A 15980-nucleotide genomic window follows, 5' to 3' on the forward strand; every position below is an offset into this window, starting at 1 on the left:
CATGAAAGAAAACCTTCAGACCGAGGGACACCGCGGAACCGGCTCAGCCGGGCCGCTGGTGTCGTCCCCCCAAGGGGGGAAGGCGGCCGCAGGCCGTCTCAGGGGGGGCATCGCCGCCGGCTGGCAAACCCTGTTCTACAAGGAAGTGCTGCGCTTCTGGAAGGTCAGCTTCCAGACCGTGGCAGCACCGGTGCTGACGGCCGTGCTCTACCTGCTGATCTTTGGCCATGTGCTGGAGAACCACGTCAAGGTGTATGACCGGATCAGCTACACCGCCTTCCTGATCCCCGGTCTGGTGATGATGAGTCTGTTGCAGAACGCCTTTGCCAACAGTTCGTCCTCGCTGATCCAGAGCAAGATCATGGGCAACCTGGTCTTTCTGCTGCTCACGCCCTTGTCTCACTGGAGCTGGTTCTTTGCTTATGTCGGCTCCTCCGTGGTGCGCGGTCTGGTGGTGGGGGCAGGCGTGTTTCTGGTGACGGTCTGGTTCACCGACCTGAGCGTGGTGGCCCCGCTCTGGGTCATCGCGTTTGCCGTCATGGGCGCAGCCCTGCTGGGCGCCCTCGGCCTGATTGCCGGCCTGTGGGCTGAAAAATTCGACCAGTTGGCGGCCTTCCAGAACTTCATCATCATGCCGATGACCTTTCTCAGCGGCGTGTTCTATTCCATCCACTCGCTGCCCAGCTTCTGGCAGGGCGTGAGCCATCTCAACCCGTTTTTCTACATGATCGACGGCTTTCGCTACGGCTTCTTCGGCCAGAGCGATGTCTCGCCTTGGCTGAGTTTCGGGATTGTGGGGGCGGCACTTGTGCTGGTGGGCGGTCTGGCGGTGCACTTGTTGCGCACCGGGTACAAGATCCGCGGCTGAAGCAACCAAGCGAACGAGCATGACTGCAGACGAACTCCAATCCTTCATCGCCGCCGGCCTGCCGTGCGAGCACATCGAACTCACGGGTGATGGCCGCCACTGGTACGCCACCATCGTGTCCAGCGAGTTCGAAGGCAAGCGCCCGATCCAGCGCCACCAGCGTGTTTATGCCACGCTGGGGCAGAAGATGCACACCGACGAGGTGCATGCCTTGTCCATGAAAACCTACACGCCGGCCGAATGGGCCGCGCTGGCCCACTGAGTGAACTGAACCATGGATAAATTGCTGATTCGTGGCGGGCGCGAGCTGCGCGGCGAGGTGCTGATTTCCGGCGCCAAAAACGCGGCTTTGCCCGAACTGTGTGCCGCCTTGCTGACGGCGCAACCCGTGACACTGCGCAATGTGCCGCGTCTGCAGGACGTGGTCACCATGCTCAAGCTGATCCGCAACATGGGCGTGAAGGCTGAAGTGGGCGATGACGGTACCGTGCGTATCGATGCCGGGCCGTTGAACTCGCCGGAAGCACCGTATGAGCTGGTGAAGACCATGCGTGCCTCGGTGCTGGCCCTGGGGCCGTTGCTGGCGCGTTTTGGCCAGGCCCGTGTTTCGCTGCCCGGAGGTTGCGCCATCGGTTCGCGTCCGGTGGACCAGCACATCAAGGGGCTGCAGGCCATGGGGGCCGAGATTGCGGTGGAGCACGGTTACATCATCGCCAAACTGCCGCAAGGCCAACGCCGGCTTCGCGGGGCACGCATCACCACCGACATGGTGACCGTGACCGGGACCGAGAACTTCCTGATGGCTGCCAGCCTGGCTGAAGGCGAAACCATTCTGGAGAACGCGGCGCAGGAGCCCGAGATTCCCGATCTGGCCGAGATGCTGATCAAGATGGGCGCCAAGATCGAGGGCCACGGCACCAGTCGCATCCGCATCCAGGGTGTGGAGGCGCTGCACGGCTGCAATCACCAGGTGGTGGCCGACCGCATCGAAACCGGCACCTTTCTGTGTGCCGTGGCGGCAGCCGGCGGCGACGTGGTGCTGAAATATGGCCGCGCTGACCATCTGGATGCCGTGATTGAAAAACTGCGCGCTGCCGGTGCGACGGTGACAGCACTTGCCGACGGCATCCGCGTGCAGGCGCATGGCCGGATGCAGGCGCAGAGTTTCCGCACCACCGAGTACCCGGGTTTTCCCACCGACATGCAAGCCCAGTTCATGACGCTGAACTGTGTGGCGCAGGGCACGGCCAAGGTGACCGAGACCATCTTCGAGAACCGCTTCATGCACGTCAACGAACTGGTGCGCCTGGGCGCGAAGATCCAGATCGACGGCAAGGTGGCGGTGATCGAGGGCGTCGAACGCCTGTCGGGTGCGACCGTCATGGCGACCGACCTGCGGGCTTCGGCCAGCCTGGTGATCGCCGGCCTGGTGGCCGAGGGGGAGACCGTAGTCGACCGCATCTACCACCTCGACCGCGGTTATGACCGCATGGAGGCCAAGCTGGCCGGCATCGGCGCCGACATCGAGCGCATCAAATAATGGCCTTCCAAGGGGCCTCCGCGCCCTGGGCCGGTCCGGCGTGCTCGCGCATGAGAAAATGACCCCATGATCACGCTCGCACTCTCCAAAGGCCGCATCTTCGACGAGACCCTGCCGCTGCTCAAGGCAGCCGGCATCGAGGTGCTGGACGATCCGGAAAAGACCCGCAAACTCATCCTGGCCACCAACCAGCCGGACGTGCGGGTGGTGCTGGTGCGCGCCACCGACGTGCCGACCTACGTGCAGTACGGCGGGGCCGACCTTGGCATCACCGGCAAGGACACGCTGCTCGAACACGGCAGCGACGGGCTGTACCAGCCGCTGGATTTGCAGATTGCCAAATGCCGCATCAGCGTGGCTGTGCGTGAGGGCTTCGACTACGCTGCGGCCGTGCGCCAGGGCTCGCGCCTGACCGTGGCCACCAAGTACGTGGCGATTGCGCGCGATTTTTTTGCCACCAAGGGTGTGCACGTGGACCTGATCAAGCTCTACGGCAGCATGGAGCTGGCGCCGCTCACCGGCCTGGCCGATGCCATCGTCGATCTGGTGTCGACCGGCAACACGCTCAAGGCCAACCACCTGGTCGAGGTCGAGCACATCATGGACATCAGTTCGCGCCTGGTGGTGAACCAGGCCGCGCTCAAGCTCAAGCAGGAACCGATCCGCCGCATCATCGACGCGTTTGCAAGTGTCGTGGAACCCAAGTAATTGCTATGAATTTTGTAGCTGCTCCCGCCCGTTTGTCGACGGCTGAGGCCGATTTTGAGGCTAAGTTTCAAGCGCGACTGCACTGGTCGGGTGAGACCGATGCCGCCATCGAGCAGCGTGTGGCCGAGATCCTGGCCGATGTGCGTCAGCGCGGCGATGCTGCTGTGCTCGACTACACCGCCCGTTTCGATGGCCTCTCGGCGCCCAACATGGCGGCGCTGGAGCTGACCCAGACCGACTTCAAGGCCGCGTTCGACGCCATTCCGCTGGCTCAGCGTGAGGCCCTGCAGTCGGCCGCAGCCCGCGTGCGCAAGTACCATGAAGCACAGAAAAAGGCCTCGGGCGAGAGCTGGAGCTACCGTGACGAAGACGGTACGTTGTTAGGCCAGAAGGTCACGCCGCTGGACCGCGTCGGCATCTATGTGCCCGGCGGCAAGGCCGCGTACCCGTCGAGCCTGTTGATGAATGCCATTCCTGCCCACGTGGCGGGGGTGCAGGAAATCATCATGGTCGTGCCCACGCCCGTGCGTGGCAGCGTGGCCACCGGTGGCTCGGGCGAGCAGGCCGCGTCAAGCAAGGGTGAGCGCAACGAGCTGGTGCTGGCCGCCGCCTATGTGGCCGGCGTCACGCGCGCCTTCACCATCGGTGGTGCCCAGGCCGTGGCGGCCTTGGCGTATGGCACGCAAACCGTGCCCAAGGTGGACAAGATCACCGGCCCCGGCAACGCCTATGTCGCCAGCGCCAAGAAGCATGTCTTCGGCCAGGTCGGCATCGACATGATCGCTGGCCCGAGCGAGATTCTGGTGCTGGCCGACGGCACGACGCCGGCCGACTGGGTGGCGATGGACCTGTTCAGCCAAGCCGAGCACGACGAGCTGGCACAAAGCATCCTGCTGTGCCCGGATGCGGCCTACCTCGATGCCGTGCAGCGCGAGATCGAGCGCCTGCTGCCGCAGATGCCGCGCGCCGAGATCATCGCCAAGTCGCTCACGGGCCGTGGCGCACTGATCCAGACGCGCAGCATGGAAGAGGCCTGCGCCATTTCCAACCGCATCGCACCGGAGCACCTGGAGGTGTCGAGCCGTGAGCCGCACCAGTGGGAGCCGCTGTTGAAACACGCCGGCGCCATCTTCCTCGGTGCCTACACCAGCGAATCGCTCGGTGACTACTGTGCCGGTCCGAACCACGTGCTGCCTACCAGCGGCACGGCACGTTTCAGCTCGCCGCTGGGCGTCTACGACTTCCAGAAGCGCAGCAGCCTGATCGAAGTCAGCGAAGCCGGCGCGCAGAGCCTGGGCCAGATCGCCTCCGTGCTGGCGCACGGCGAAGGCCTGCAAGCGCATGCCCGTGCCGCAGAAATGCGCCTGAAAGACAGCAAGAAATGACAGCACTCGATTCGAAACTGCAACGCCTGATCCGCCAGGACATCCAGGGAATGCACGCCTATGCCATCCAGGACTCGGTGGGCATGGTCAAGCTCGACGCCATGGAGAACCCCTATGGCCTGCCGCCCGCGCTGCAGGCCGAGCTGGGTCAGCGCCTGGGCAAGCTGGCGCTCAACCGCTACCCGGACGGCCGCGTCAACGACCTGCGAGCTGCCCTGGCGCGCTACGCCGACATGCCGGCCGGCTACGACCTGATGCTGGGCAATGGCTCGGACGAGCTGATCTCGCTGCTGGCCCTGGCCTGCGACGTGCCGGGTGCTTCCATCCTGGCGCCGGTGCCGGGCTTCGTGATGTATGCCATGAGCGCACAGCTGCAGGGCCTGGCCTTCCACGGCGTGCCGCTCACCGCCGACTTCGAGCTCGACGAGGCCGCCATGCTGGCCGCCATCCGCCAGCACAAGCCGACGCTCACCTACATCGCCTATCCGAACAACCCGACCGCCAACCTGTGGGACGAGGCCGTGATTGCCAGGATCATCGCCGCCGTGGGCGAGCAGGGCGGCCTGGTGGTGATGGACGAGGCCTACCAGCCGTTTTCCTCGCGCAGCTGGCTGGACAAGATACGCGCCAACCCGGCTGCGCACGGCCATGTGCTGCTGATGCGCACGCTCTCCAAGTTCGGCCTGGCCGGTGTGCGGCTGGGCTACATGATCGGTCCGCAGGCCCTGGTGGCTGAGATCGACAAGGTGCGCCCGCCCTACAACATCAGCGTGCTGAACTACGAGTGTGCCTTGTTCGCGCTCGAACATGCCGATGTATTTGCGGCACAGGCCCTTGAGATCAAAGCGCAGCGTGCTATGATTTTGGAAGCGTTGTCGGCGTGGCCGCAGGTGCGGGCCTGGAACAGCGATGCCAACATGATCCTCGTGCGCGTGCCGGATGCGGCCAAGGCCTTCGAGGGCATGAAGGCGCGCAAGGTGCTGGTGAAGAATGTGTCCAAGCTGCATCCCTCGCTGGCCAACTGCCTGCGTTTGACGGTCGGCACACCGGACGAGAACCGGTTGATGCTGGCAGCGCTGAAAGAATCACTATGAGCACACCACGCATTGCCGAAGTTACCCGCAATACCGCCGAGACCCAGATCACCGTCAAGGTCAACCTCGACGGCACCGGCCAGGCGCGCCTCGCCACCGGCATCGGTTTCTTCGACCACATGCTGGACCAGATCGCGCGCCACGGCCTGATCGATCTCGACATCCAGGCCAAGGGCGATCTGCACATCGACGGCCACCACACGGTGGAAGACGTCGGCATCACCCTGGGCCAGGCGGTGGCCAAGGCGGTGGGTGACAAGAAGGGCATCCGCCGTTACGGCCACGCCTACGTGCCGCTGGACGAAGCGCTGTCGCGCGTGGTGGTCGACTTCTCCGGCCGTCCGGGGCTGGTGATGCACGTGCCGTTCAAGAGCGGCATGATCGGCACCTTCGACAGCCAGCTGGCCTACGAGTTTTTCCAGGGCTTCGTCAACCACGCCTTTGTCACGCTGCACATCGACAACCTGCGCGGCGAGAACGCCCACCATCAGGCCGAGACCGTGTTCAAGGCCTTCGCCCGCGCCTTGCGCGCCGCGCTGGAGCTTGACCCGCGTGCCGCGGGTACCATCCCATCCACCAAAGGTTCGCTTTAGTCATGTGCCAAAAAGGCCTCTGGACCTTGTCAATTCTGCGCAATCAGCTATGAATTCGATAGCAAATGGGGTGACTGCCAAGACCGTGGCGGTGGTCGACTACGGCATGGGCAATCTGCGCTCGGTGTCGCAGGCGGTGCAGGCCGCTGCAGCCGACACCGGCTGGCACGTGCTCATCACTTCCCGGCCCGACGATGTGCGCGCCGCCGAGCGTGTGGTGCTGCCCGGCCAGGGCGCCATGCCCGACTGCATGCGTGAGCTGCGCGACTCCGGCCTGCGCGACGCGGTGCTGGAAGCGGCCGTGAACAAGCCGCTGTTCGGCGTTTGCGTTGGCATGCAGATGATGCTGGACCACAGCGCCGAGGGCGACACGCCCGGCCTGGGCCTGATCCACGGCGAGGTGCTCAAGTTCGACTTGGCGAACCAACGCCAGCCCGACGGCAGCCGCTACAAGGTACCGCAGATGGGCTGGAATCAGGTTTACCAGATGGACCACGGCCAGGGCCGTCACCCGGTCTGGGGCGAGGTGCCGGACGGCAGCTACTTCTACTTCGTGCACAGCTTCTATGCCCGACCGTCGGATGCGCGCCACAGCGCAGGCGAGGCCGACTACGGTGGCCGCTTTGCGGCGGCGATTGCGCGCGATAATATTTTCGCGACCCAATTCCACCCCGAGAAAAGTGCTGCCCACGGCTTGGCCCTTTACCGCAACTTCCTTTCTTGGAAGCCCTGATCCATTTCCCTTTGTCCCGGCTGAATCCCTAGCCCTATTCTTCTTCGAAGCACCATGCTTTTAATTCCTGCCATCGATTTGAAAGACGGTCACTGCGTTCGCCTGAAACAGGGCGACATGGATCAATCGACCACCTTCGGGGAAAACCCGGCGCTCATGGCGCGCAGCTGGGTGGACAAGGGCGCACGCCGTCTGCACTTGGTGGACCTGAACGGCGCCTTTGCGGGCCAGCCGAAGAATGAGCAGGCGATCCGCAGCATCCTGAAGGAAGTCGGCAGCGAAATCGACGTGCAGCTCGGCGGCGGCATCCGCGACCTCGATACCATCGAGCGCTACCTCGACGCCGGCCTGCGCTACGTCATCATTGGCACCGCCGCGGTCAAGAACCCGGGCTTCCTGCAGGACGCCTGTACCGCTTTCGGTGGCCACATCATCGTCGGTCTGGATGCCAAGGACGGCAAGGTGGCGACCGATGGCTGGAGCAAGCTGACGCGCCACGAAGTGGTGGACCTGGGCAAGAAGTTCGAGGACTACGGCGTCGAGTCCATCATCTACACCGACATCGGCCGCGACGGCATGCTCTCGGGCATCAACATCGAGGCCACGGTCCGGCTGGCGCAGGCGCTGACCATTCCCGTCATCGCCTCCGGCGGCCTGAGCAACATGGCCGACATCGAAGCGCTGTGTGCGGTGGAGGACGAGGGCATCGAGGGCGTGATCTGTGGCCGTGCCATCTACACCGGCGATCTCGACTTCCAGGCGGCCCAGATCCGGGCCGATGAACTCAGCGCCTGAAAGTAATCTGCGTGCTGGCCAAGAGAATCATCCCCTGCCTGGACGTGACCGGTGGTCGTGTCGTCAAGGGCGTCAATTTCGTCGAACTGCGCGATGCCGGCGATCCGGTGGAGATCGCGGCGCGCTACAACGACCAGGGCGCTGACGAACTCACCTTTCTCGACATTACCGCCACCAGCGACGGGCGCGACCTGATCCTGCACATCATCGAGGCGGTGGCCTCCAAGGTCTTCATTCCACTGACAGTGGGCGGCGGCGTGCGCACGGTGGAAGACGTGCGCCGCCTGCTCAATGCCGGTGCCGACAAGACCAGCTTCAACTCGGCCGCCATCGCCAACCCGCAGGTCATCCGTGACGCTTCGCACAAGTACGGTGCCCAGTGCATTGTGGTGGCCATCGACGCCAAGCGCCGTCATGGTGACGAGGTGTTGGCACGCGGCGAGGGCTGGGACGTCTACAGCCATGGCGGCCGCAAGAACACCGGGCTGGACGCCGTGGCCTGGGCGCGCCAGATGGCCGAGCATGGCGCCGGCGAGATCCTGCTCACCAGCATGGACCGTGACGGCACCAAGTCCGGCTTCGACCTGGAACTCACCCGTGCCGTCAGCGATGCGGTGAGCGTGCCGGTGATCGCCTCGGGTGGCGTCGGCAACCTCGACCACCTGGTCGATGGCATCAAGATCGGTGGTGCCGATGCGGTGCTGGCCGCCAGCATCTTCCACTACGGCGAGTACACCATCGCCCAGGCCAAGGCCCGCATGGCCGCGGCCGGTATTCCGGTGCGCATCGAACCCGCCGCCTGATTCCCCTGCCAAATCGGGCGACAATAGCGCCATGAACTGGTTGGACGAAGTGAAATGGGATGCGCAGGGCCTGGTGCCGGTGATCGCGCAGGAGCAGGGCAGCAACGATGTCCTGATGTTTGCCTGGATGAACCGCGAGGCGCTGCAGAAGACGGCCGAGCTTGGCCGCGCCGTGTATTTCAGCCGTTCGCGCGGCAAACTGTGGTTCAAGGGCGAGGAATCTGGCCATGTTCAGACGGTGCACGAGATCCGCCTGGATTGCGACAACGACGTGGTGCTGCTCAAGGTGACTCAGCTTGGCCATGAGCCCGGCATTGCCTGCCACACCGGGCGCCACAGCTGCTTTTTCAGCATCTACAAGGACGGGAGCTGGCAGGCCGTCGACCCGGTCTTGAAAGACCCTGAAACCATCTACAAATAACGCCATGTCCGATACGCGTACGAATTCCGCCGATGCCTTGGCCCGCCTGGCGGCCGTGGTCGAGAGCCGCCTGCCTGCCAACGGCGGCGACCCCGACAAGAGCTATGTCGCTCGTTTGCTGCACAAGGGGCCGGATGCCTTTCTGAAGAAGATCGGCGAGGAAGCCACGGAAGTGGTGATGGCGGCCAAGGATGCGGACCACGGCGGCGATCGCGGCAAGATCCTCTACGAGGTGGCCGATCTCTGGTTCCATTCCATGATTGCCCTGGCGCATTACGGCCTGACACCGGCGGACGTGATCGCCGAACTGGAGCGCCGCGAGGGCACCAGCGGCATCGAGGAAAAGGCGCTGCGCAAGGCACTGGCGCGCGAGGGCGGCGAGCAGTGAGCCTGAACCCGGACCGGAGCGAAGCCGAGCGGCTGCAGTCCCTCACCACGCTGGGGACGGTCAGCTACGTGCTGCACCTGATCGTGGCGGTCGGCGCCCTGGTGCCGGGGGCGCAGATCAGCCCGGTGCTGCTGGTCGTGGCCTTGGTGCTCGACCTGGTCAAGCGCCCGGACGCCGAAGGCAGCTGGCATGCTTCGCATTTCCGCTGGCGCATCCGCACCGTGCTGATCGCTGCCGCACTTTACGTGCTGACGGCACCGCTGTGGTTCTTCTTTTTCGTGCCGGGCTGGCTGGCCTGGCTCGCTATCTCGGTCTGGTTCCTCTACCGCATCATCAGCGGCATGGTGAACATGAACAAAGGTCTTCCCATGGAGTTTTCTGCATGACAGCCGTGCCACACGATCCGAACTGCATTTTCTGCAAGATCATTGCAGGCCAGATTCCTTCCAAGAAGGTCTACGAGGACGAGGAGATCTTCGCCTTCCATGACATCCATCCCTGGGCGCCGGTGCATTTCCTCATGGTGCCCAAGCTGCACATTCCGTCCATGGCGCAGGTAGGCACGGAACATGCTGCATTGCTCGGGCGCATGATGGCGCTGGCACCGAAGCTGGCCTTGCAGGAGGGCTGCCGTCCTTATCCGGAGGGGGGCTTTCGCATCGTTTGCAACACCGGCGAGGACGGCGGGCAGGAAGTCCACCACCTGCATGTGCACGTGATCGGCGGGCCGCGTCCCTGGCTCAAAGGCTAATTTGGGTTGGGCCGTGCGGCCGCCCACTGTGAAGATTAGAATCGTCAAATTCTTGAGGAGTGATATATGGGTTCGTTTTCTATCTGGCACTGGCTGATCGTGCTGCTGATCGTGGTGATGGTGTTCGGCACCAAGAAGCTCAAGAATCTGGGCAGCGACCTCGGTGGCGCCGTCAAGGGTTTCAAGGACGGCATGAAAGACGGTGCTTCCACTGAGGAAAAGCCGGCTGCGCCCGCCGCCCAGGTGTCTGCTCCGGCTGCGGACAAGACCACCATCGACGTCGAAGCCAAGACCAAATCCTGATTGCCGCCTAGGCAGACATGATCGATCTCGGCATTTCCAAGATGGCGCTGATCGGCGCGGTGGCACTCATTGTCATCGGGCCGGAGAAGCTGCCGCGCGTGGCCCGCACCGTCGGCACCCTGCTGGGCAAGGCGCAGCGTTATGTGGCCGATGTCAAGGCCGAGGTCAACCGGTCCATGGAGCTCGACGAGCTCAAGAAGATGAAGGACACGGTCGAAGGTGCGGCGCGCGATGTCGAGAGCTCGATCCAGACCACCACCAGCGATTTCGAGAAGAGCTGGTCCGAGGCGACTTCGGGGCTGGAGTCCAGCGGTCTGGACGTGCCGATCGGCTATCCCGAGTACAAGCATCCCGGCAAGAACTGGCGCCTCAAGCGCGGTGCCACGCCGGTCTGGTACAAGGCCCGGCATGGGGTGCGTACCCGGGCGCAGTCCGGTGCTGCCCGGGTGGCCCGTTTCCGGCCGCAAAGACTGAGCTGAAGATCCTCTGACCCCCTATCCATCGGGCTGCAGCCGCTGATCGCGGCGGGCGGTTCGAGTACCGAGCAAACAACGCATGGCAGACGATCAATCCAAAGAAGACGAGTTGGCAGGGACCGAGCAGCCGTTTGTTCAGCACCTGATGGAGCTGCGCGACCGCTTGGTCAAGTCCATGATCGCGATGGCGGTGGTCACTGTGGTGCTGGCGCTCTACCCGGGCCCGGCTGCGCTGTACGACATCCTGGCGGCGCCGCTGGTGGCGCACCTGCCCAAGGGCGCCACACTGATCGCCACCTCGGTGATCTCACCCTTCATGGTGCCGCTCAAGATCATGCTGATGACGGCCTTCCTGGTAGCACTGCCGGTCATCCTGTACCAGGCCTGGGCCTTTGTGGCGCCCGGCCTCTACACCCATGAGAAGAAGCTGGTGTTGCCGCTGGTGATCTCCAGCTCCATCCTGTTCTTCATTGGCGTGGCCTTCTGCTATTTCTTCGTGTTCGGCCAGGTGTTTGCCTTCATCCAGGGCTTTGCACCCAAGAGCATCACGGCCGCGCCGGACATCGAGGCCTATCTGAGCTTCGTGCTGACCATGTTCCTGGCCTTCGGTCTGGCCTTTGAGGTGCCGATCGTGGTCATCGTGCTGGCGCGCATGGGCATTGTCAGCGTGCAGAAGCTCAAGGAGTTCCGCGGCTATTTCGTGGTGCTGGCCTTCATCATCGCCGCCATCGTGACGCCACCGGACGTGGTATCGCAGCTGGCGCTGGCCATCCCGATGGTGCTGCTGTACGAGTTGGGCCTGTGGGCAGCCCAGATCTTCATCAAGCACACCCAGGCGCCTGCCGAGGACGCCGAGGCACCGCAGCCCTGAACGGCTGCGGACGGTCGCCGTTTACTGCTGCATGCGCCGCGGCTTCGGCCGTACCCCGGGCACCACATCGAGTTCCACCGGGTTGTTCTGGCGCAGCAAGCTGAACTTCGAGGGCGTGCCCGGTTTGAGTGCGGCCACGCTCGACAACAGCTCCGAAACGTTGTGTACCGGCTTGCCGGCCACGCCGGTGATCACATCGCCGGGGCGGATGCCGGACTGCGCCGCCGGGCCGTTCTGTAGCACGCCGGTGATGATCACACCCTGGTTGGCCTTGATGCCGAAGGTGTCGGCCAGTTCCGGTGAGAGCTCGCTCGGCTCCACCCCGATCCAGCCGCGCGTCACCTGACCTTCCTTGACGATGCTGTCCAGCACCTGCTTGGCGGTCGAAACCGGAATGGCGAAGCCGATGCCCATGTTGCCGCCCGAGCGCGAGTAGATGGCGGTGTTGATGCCCAGCAGGTTGCCGTTGGTGTCGACCAGGGCGCCGCCGGAGTTGCCGGGGTTGATGGCGGCATCGGTCTGGATGAAGTTCTCGAAGGTGTTGATGCCGAGCTGGTTGCGTCCCAGCGCGCTGATGATGCCGCTGGTCACGGTCTGGCCGACGCCGAAGGGGTTGCCGATGGCCAGCACCTGGTCGCCGACCTGGACATTGTCGGAATTGCCGAGCACGATCACGGGCAGCCGGTCGAGTTCGATCTTGAGCACAGCCAGGTCGCTGTCCGGGTCGGTGCCGATCACCTTGGCGCGCGCCTGGCGGTTGTCGTTGAGGATGACCTCGATCTCGTCGGCGCCGTCGATCACATGGTTGTTGGTCAGCACATAGCCGTTGGGACTGACCAGGACACCGCTGCCCAGGCCGACCTGCGGCTCGTTGTCCTGGTCGCCGAAGAAGAAGCGGAACCAGGGGTCGTTGCTGTTCGGGTTGTTCTTGGGGGCCTTGCTGGTGCTGATGCTCACCACCGCGGCCGAGGCCTTTTGTGCCGCCCCCCGGAAGCTGCCGGCTGGCACCGCCCCTGGCGGGCTGGCGGGTGCTTCGAGCAGGGCAACACCTGTCGAGAGCGAGACGGCCTTGCCCAGCCAATCCGGCTTGAGGGTCAGCACCACAAAGTAGACGGCCAGCAGAACTGTGACCACCTGGGAAAACAGCAACCAGAATCGTTTCATGGGGAAATTGTAGAGTGCTGGCTGTGAAACCGTCGTTCGTGATCCACATTCAGCCCCAGGCGGCGCCTAAACCGGCCAGCGGCGCGCCTTGCAATGGCTGCGGCGTCTGCTGCCTGAGCGAGCCTTGTCCGCTGGGGATGCTGCTGTCGCACCGGCGAACCGGGGCTTGTGCGGCCGTGCGCTGGGATGCGGTGGCAAACCAATACCGCTGTGGTGCCATGGTGGATGCGACGACCGTGTTGCACCAGGCGCTGCCACCGGGCCTGCGTTGGCTGGCATCGGCCACAGCGCCGCTGCTGCGCCGTCTGGCGCGCCGCTGGATTGCTGCCGGCCAGGGCTGCGACAGCGACCTGGCGGTGCAGGGCCCGGCCGGCAGCCAATCTGACCGACAATCACCGTCATGACAGACCGCCAACAGCTCCTCCAGGCTTTCGATGCCTTGCTGCAGCCTGAGCGTTTCCGCGATTACGGCCCCAACGGCCTGCAGGTCGAGGGTCGTTCCGAGATCCGCAAGATCGTCTCCGGCGTCACCGCCAGCCGCGCCCTGATCGAGGCCGCCATCGCCGCACAGGCTGACGCCATCTTCGTGCACCACGGCCTGTTCTGGCGCGGCCAGGACGGGCGGGTGACCGGCTGGATGAAGCAGCGCCTGGCTTTGCTGCTGGCGCACGACATCAACCTGTTGGCCTACCACCTGCCGCTGGATGCACATCCTGAATTCGGCAACAACGCCCAACTGGGTCTGCAACTGGGCTTGCGGGCGGAAGGGCGCTTTGGCGAGCAGGACCTGGGTTTTCTGGGGACGCGGATGCAGGGTACTGACTTCGCGACGGCTGGCGATCTGGCTGCCCATGTGGAAAAAGCACTAAATCGGCCAGTGACCATTGTCAATACAGCGCAAGACGCTATTAAAAATATAGCATGGTGCACAGGCGGGGCGCAAGGTTATTTCGAGGCGGCGATTGCCGCCGGGGCCGATGCCTTCATCACTGGCGAGATTTCCGAGCCGCAGGCGCACTATGCGCGCGAATGCGGCGTCGCCTACATCGCGTGCGGCCACCATGCGAGCGAGCGTTATGGTGCGCCGGCGGCGGCCGCGCATGTGGCCGCGCAATTGGGGTTGACCCATGAATTCATCGAGATCGACAACCCCGCCTGAGAATATGGAACACCCCCAGGCTTTGCGCACTGCGTGTCGCTACGCCCCCCCCCTTGCAGGGGGCAACGCCAGTGACCCGGCAAAGCCGGATTCACGGCGTTTCCCGGTTGGGTGGTTTCAGACGCCGCGGATGGTGCGATGCGTGCTGGAGCAACAGGCATGGTGATCGAGAAGCCCCTTGCCATCACCATGGGCGATGCCGCCGGCATCGGGCCGGAAATCATCGCCAAGGCCTTTCGCGATGCGCCGGAGGTGACGCGCGGCTGTTTTGTGGTGGGCGATGTCGTCACGCTGCGGCGCGCCACCCAGCTGATCCGGCGCGAAGGCGAACCCGTTCAGCCGCTGCTGCAACTCGATCAGGCCGCCGAGGCGCTGGCGGTGCCGCCGAACTGTGTGCCGGTGCTACAGGTTGAGGCGCTGGCGGCGCCGGCGCCTTTTGGTCACATCAGTGCGGAGGCGGGACGGCTGGCAGGCCGTTGCGTGGTGTGGGCGGCGCAGGCGGCGTTGCGGGGGGAGATCGCCGGCCTGGTGACGGCACCCTTGCACAAGGAGGCGTTGTCGGCGGCCGGGGCGCCTTTTGATGCCTTTCCGGGCCATACCGAGCTGTTGCAGGCCGAAGCAGCGGCGTACCAGGGCAAGACCGTGGCCGAGCTGCCTGTACGCATGATGTTGGCCAATGACGAATTGCGTACGGTGCTGGTCAGCATCCATGTGTCGCTACGCCAGGCGATCGAGGCGGTCACGCACGACAACGTGTTGCAGACCTTGCGCATCACGCATGCTGCGCTGCGGCCGGTGCTCGGCCGCGTGCCGCGCATCGGCGTGGCGGGCCTGAACCCGCATGCCGGCGAGGGGGGGCTGTTCGGCCGCGAGGAAATCGAGATCATCATGCCGGCCCTGGCACAGGCACGTGGCGAGGGGCTGGATGTGCACGGCCCCCTGGCGCCGGACACGGTGTTCATGCGTGCCCGGGCCCACGACGGGCAGCCCGGCGAGTTCGATGTGGTGGTGGCCATGTACCACGACCAGGGCCTGATTCCGGTCAAGTACCTGGGGGTGGACAAGGGCGTCAATGTGACGCTGGGGCTGCCGCTGGTGCGTACCAGTCCGGATCATGGCACGGCGTTTGACGTGGCCGGCACGGGCCGGGCCGACGCCGCCAGCCTGATCGAGGCCATCCGCATGGCGCGGCGCTTGCTTGACTGAGCGGGCCGCCGCACGTCGATGGATGCTGGAGGGTCGGCTACAATCCCGCGTTGACCACAGCAGTCAAACAAATAAATCCCGTTGTTTTCATTGAGGCTTCCCATGAGCGACACGCTTGCCGATAAAAGTCAGATGGATCCCAGCAAACGGACGTGGCTGATCGCCACCGGTTGCGCTGGCACCGTGGGTGGCGTTGCAGCCGCCATTCCCTTCGTCAGCACTTTCCAGCCCTCGGAAAAGGCCAAGGCGGCCGGCGCGGCCGTCGAGGTGGACATTTCCGCCCTCAAGCCGGGTGAAAAGGTCACGGTGGAGTGGCGCGGCAAGCCGGTGTGGATCGTCAAGCGCACGCCCGAGCAACTGGAAAGCCTGAAAAAGACCGAAGGCCAGCTGGCGGACCCGAAGTCCGAGCGCAAGCCCGCCGAACTCACGCCTGAATACGCGCGCAACCAGTACCGCTCCATCAAGCCGGAGTTGCTGGTGGCCGTCGGCATCTGCTCGCACCTGGGTTGCTCGCCGAGCGACAAGTTCCAGCCCGGCGCCCAGCCCTCGCTGCCGGACGACTGGCAAGGCGGCTTCCTCTGCCCCTGCCACGGCTCCACCTTTGACATGGCGGGCCGTGTGTTCAAGAACAAGCCGGCACCGGACAACCTCGAGGTGCCGCCGCACATGTACCTGTCCGACAGCAAACTGCTGATCGGTGAAGACAAGAAGGCTTGAGGAAG

General features: G+C 64.4%; 22 protein-coding genes. 21 read left to right on the top strand and 1 reads right to left on the bottom strand.

The window, feature by feature from the left end:
• Position 1 precedes the first annotated feature (1 nt).
• The 17 genes from CDE01S_RS00570 (at position 2) to tatC (ending at position 11729) form a co-directional block, all read left to right on the top strand.
• Positions 2-868, top strand: coding sequence for an ABC transporter permease (locus CDE01S_RS00570; RefSeq protein WP_084382614.1), 867 nt, complete (start codon positions 2-4; stop codon positions 866-868).
• A gap of 19 nt (positions 869-887) precedes the next feature.
• A complete protein-coding gene (locus CDE01S_RS00575) occupies positions 888-1130 on the top strand; it encodes a BolA family protein (RefSeq protein ID WP_066702112.1) in 243 nt (80 codons plus the stop codon).
• Positions 1131-1142: 12 nt separating this feature from the next.
• Complete coding sequence (murA, locus tag CDE01S_RS00580; RefSeq protein WP_066702115.1) at positions 1143-2408, top strand: UDP-N-acetylglucosamine 1-carboxyvinyltransferase; 1266 nt, start codon at positions 1143-1145, stop codon at positions 2406-2408.
• 66 nt (positions 2409-2474) lie between these two features.
• Positions 2475-3116 carry an ATP phosphoribosyltransferase gene (hisG, locus tag CDE01S_RS00585; RefSeq protein WP_066702118.1) on the top strand — a complete coding sequence of 214 codons (642 nt, stop codon included), beginning with the start codon at positions 2475-2477 and terminating at the stop codon, positions 3114-3116.
• A 5-nt stretch (positions 3117-3121) separates the two neighbouring features.
• Positions 3122-4501 carry a histidinol dehydrogenase gene (hisD, locus tag CDE01S_RS00590; RefSeq protein ID WP_066702121.1) on the top strand — a complete coding sequence of 460 codons (1380 nt, stop codon included), beginning with the start codon at positions 3122-3124 and terminating at the stop codon, positions 4499-4501.
• On the top strand, positions 4498-5595 hold the full coding sequence (gene hisC, locus CDE01S_RS00595; RefSeq protein WP_066702124.1) for a histidinol-phosphate transaminase: 1098 nt from the start codon (positions 4498-4500) through the stop codon (positions 5593-5595). The genes hisD and hisC overlap by 4 nt, the downstream gene beginning before the upstream one ends.
• Complete coding sequence (gene hisB / locus CDE01S_RS00600; protein WP_066702127.1) at positions 5592-6188, top strand: imidazoleglycerol-phosphate dehydratase HisB; 597 nt, start codon at positions 5592-5594, stop codon at positions 6186-6188. The genes hisC and hisB overlap by 4 nt, the downstream gene beginning before the upstream one ends.
• Positions 6189-6237: 49 nt before the next feature.
• Complete coding sequence (gene hisH, locus CDE01S_RS00605; RefSeq protein WP_066702130.1) at positions 6238-6921, top strand: imidazole glycerol phosphate synthase subunit HisH; 684 nt, start codon at positions 6238-6240, stop codon at positions 6919-6921.
• Positions 6922-6975: 54 nt separating this feature from the next.
• Positions 6976-7716: a 1-(5-phosphoribosyl)-5-[(5-phosphoribosylamino)methylideneamino]imidazole-4-carboxamide isomerase gene (hisA, locus tag CDE01S_RS00610; RefSeq protein WP_066702132.1), complete on the top strand. Its 741-nt coding sequence runs from the start codon at positions 6976-6978 to the stop codon at positions 7714-7716.
• Positions 7717-7727: 11 nt separating this feature from the next.
• The gene (hisF, locus tag CDE01S_RS00615; RefSeq protein WP_066702136.1) at positions 7728-8519 is read left to right on the top strand and encodes an imidazole glycerol phosphate synthase subunit HisF; all 792 of its coding nucleotides are present in this window, start codon (positions 7728-7730) and stop codon (positions 8517-8519) included.
• A gap of 31 nt (positions 8520-8550) precedes the next feature.
• Complete coding sequence (gene hisI, locus CDE01S_RS00620; protein WP_066702138.1) at positions 8551-8940, top strand: phosphoribosyl-AMP cyclohydrolase; 390 nt, start codon at positions 8551-8553, stop codon at positions 8938-8940.
• Between the two features lie 4 nt (positions 8941-8944).
• Positions 8945-9328: a phosphoribosyl-ATP diphosphatase gene (locus tag CDE01S_RS00625; protein WP_066702140.1), complete on the top strand. Its 384-nt coding sequence runs from the start codon at positions 8945-8947 to the stop codon at positions 9326-9328.
• 2 nt (positions 9329-9330) lie between these two features.
• On the top strand, positions 9331-9714 hold the full coding sequence (locus tag CDE01S_RS00630) for a DUF4870 family protein (protein WP_066702502.1): 384 nt from the start codon (positions 9331-9333) through the stop codon (positions 9712-9714).
• Entirely contained in the window at positions 9711-10079 is a 369-nt protein-coding gene (locus CDE01S_RS00635) for a histidine triad nucleotide-binding protein (RefSeq protein WP_066702142.1), read from the top strand. The genes CDE01S_RS00630 and CDE01S_RS00635 overlap by 4 nt, the downstream gene beginning before the upstream one ends.
• 66 nt (positions 10080-10145) lie before the next feature.
• The gene (gene tatA / locus CDE01S_RS00640; RefSeq protein WP_066702144.1) at positions 10146-10382 is read left to right on the top strand and encodes a Sec-independent protein translocase subunit TatA; all 237 of its coding nucleotides are present in this window, start codon (positions 10146-10148) and stop codon (positions 10380-10382) included.
• 17 nt (positions 10383-10399) lie between these two features.
• On the top strand, positions 10400-10861 hold the full coding sequence (gene tatB / locus CDE01S_RS00645) for a Sec-independent protein translocase protein TatB (protein ID WP_066702146.1): 462 nt from the start codon (positions 10400-10402) through the stop codon (positions 10859-10861).
• A gap of 76 nt (positions 10862-10937) precedes the next feature.
• On the top strand, positions 10938-11729 hold the full coding sequence (tatC, locus tag CDE01S_RS00650; RefSeq protein WP_066702149.1) for a twin-arginine translocase subunit TatC: 792 nt from the start codon (positions 10938-10940) through the stop codon (positions 11727-11729).
• 21 nt (positions 11730-11750) lie between these two features.
• Here tatC and CDE01S_RS00655 read toward each other — a convergent pair whose 3' ends face one another.
• The gene (locus tag CDE01S_RS00655) at positions 11751-12893 is read right to left on the bottom strand and encodes a S1C family serine protease (protein ID WP_066702154.1); all 1143 of its coding nucleotides are present in this window, start codon (positions 12891-12893) and stop codon (positions 11751-11753) included.
• A gap of 23 nt (positions 12894-12916) precedes the next feature.
• Here CDE01S_RS00655 and CDE01S_RS00660 point away from each other — a divergent pair, with 23 nt between their 5' ends.
• The 4 genes from CDE01S_RS00660 (at position 12917) to petA (ending at position 15975) form a co-directional block, all read left to right on the top strand.
• Entirely contained in the window at positions 12917-13297 is a 381-nt protein-coding gene (locus CDE01S_RS00660; protein WP_066702505.1) for a hypothetical protein, read from the top strand.
• A complete protein-coding gene (locus tag CDE01S_RS00665; RefSeq protein WP_066702156.1) occupies positions 13294-14052 on the top strand; it encodes a Nif3-like dinuclear metal center hexameric protein in 759 nt (252 codons plus the stop codon). The genes CDE01S_RS00660 and CDE01S_RS00665 overlap by 4 nt, the downstream gene beginning before the upstream one ends.
• 159 nt (positions 14053-14211) lie before the next feature.
• Positions 14212-15258, top strand: a complete 1047-nt coding sequence (pdxA, locus tag CDE01S_RS00670; protein ID WP_066702159.1) for a 4-hydroxythreonine-4-phosphate dehydrogenase PdxA — start codon at positions 14212-14214, stop codon at positions 15256-15258.
• A gap of 102 nt (positions 15259-15360) precedes the next feature.
• Complete coding sequence (gene petA / locus CDE01S_RS00675; RefSeq protein WP_066702161.1) at positions 15361-15975, top strand: ubiquinol-cytochrome c reductase iron-sulfur subunit; 615 nt, start codon at positions 15361-15363, stop codon at positions 15973-15975.
• The last annotated feature ends 5 nt before the right edge of the window (positions 15976-15980 follow it).

It is taken from the genome of Curvibacter delicatus NBRC 14919 (assembly GCF_001592265.1).
Taxonomy (GTDB): domain Bacteria; phylum Pseudomonadota; class Gammaproteobacteria; order Burkholderiales; family Burkholderiaceae_C; genus Hylemonella; species Hylemonella delicata.